The sequence below is a fragment of the Cognatundibacterium squillarum genome, assembly GCF_014652435.1.
GTDB lineage: Bacteria > Pseudomonadota > Gammaproteobacteria > Burkholderiales > Burkholderiaceae_D > Undibacterium > Undibacterium squillarum.
The window spans coordinates 1-656 of the sequence record NZ_BMYU01000020.1; the positions used below are offsets into that span (position 1 = coordinate 1).

Genomic DNA, 656 nt, shown 5'->3' on the forward strand with positions numbered 1-656 from the left:
ATCACTTTCTCTGCGGTCGGTACTGCCGGACAACGCTGCACCACTCTGCGCCGCTTGTTTGTGCATGACAGCGTCTACGATCAGTTGATTCCGCGTCTGAAAAAAATCTATGCGGGCTTACCGGTTGGTAATCCGCTCAGCGAAGGCACGCTGGTTGGCCCGCTGGTGGATCAGGCTGCGTTCGATGCGATGCAGACTGCACTGGCAGCTGCAAAGCAGGATGGCGGTAAAGTCGAAGGTGGCGAACGCGTCATCGTCGCTGGCTGCGAAAACGCTTACTACGTGCGTCCGTCGCTGGTAGAAATGCCATCCCAGACAGCAACCATGCACCACGAAACCTTCGCACCGATCATGTACATCGTTCGCTACAGCGATCTGCAGCAAGCGATACAGTGGAACAACGACGTGCCGCAAGGTTTGTCTTCTGCGATCTTTACCACAGACATGCGTGAAGCAGAATTGTTCGTCAGTGCAGCCGGTTCGGACTGCGGCATTGCCAACGTGAACATTGGCCCGTCCGGTGCAGAAATCGGCGGTGCGTTCGGTGGTGAGAAAGAAACCGGCGGCGGCCGCGAATCCGGTTCTGACAGCTGGAAAGCCTATATGCGCCGCACGACCAACACCTTCAACTACAGCCATTCCCTGCCGCTGGCGCA

General features: G+C 57.2%; 1 protein-coding gene. It reads left to right on the top strand.

Annotation, left to right across the window (positions count from 1 at the left end; genetic code table 11):
• Window positions 1–656, top strand: a 656-nt coding sequence (locus tag IE092_RS18640; RefSeq protein ID WP_189359204.1) for an aldehyde dehydrogenase family protein, incomplete at both ends; no start/stop codon positions are given.